Annotated in this window: 1 protein-coding gene; it reads right to left on the bottom strand. The window is 69.3% G+C overall.

The genetic code is table 11. The features are described 5' to 3' along the window. Positions 1-2 precede the first annotated feature (2 nt). A partial coding sequence (locus tag EOA29_RS40580) for a pyridoxal-phosphate dependent enzyme (RefSeq protein ID WP_127222616.1) occupies positions 3-404 on the bottom strand: 402 nt, incomplete at its 5' end.

Consider the following 404-nt stretch of genomic DNA (forward strand, 5'->3'; position numbering starts at 1 on the left):
CTTCAGGCAAGCTGCATCAGCACGTCGTCCGGCCTCACGCCGACCAGTTCGGCATAGCGGCCGGCGTCGGTCGCTCCTTCCGAGTTGACGACGAGCACGCGCGAATGGCTGTCGAGGCCGAGCGCCGCCCGCATACGCCTGTCCCCTGCCGCGCGGATCAGTCCGGCGAGCCCCGCACCGCCGCTCTCGCCGGAGATGATTGCCGGATCGTTGCCCAAAGGTCGCGCCAGCCGCCTCATCACGGCGACCGCATCCTCTTCCTCCACCGTCATGAAGGCATCGCCGACGCGCGCCAGCACGCGCCAGGCGACCAGGGACGGCTCAGCGCATTCGAGCATCGCCATCACCGTCGACTGCTGATGCGCGATCGTTGCCGGACGTCCGGCTTCGGCCGAGGCGTAGAC

Source organism: Mesorhizobium sp. M1E.F.Ca.ET.063.01.1.1, from assembly GCF_003998155.1.
Lineage (GTDB): Bacteria > Pseudomonadota > Alphaproteobacteria > Rhizobiales > Rhizobiaceae > Mesorhizobium.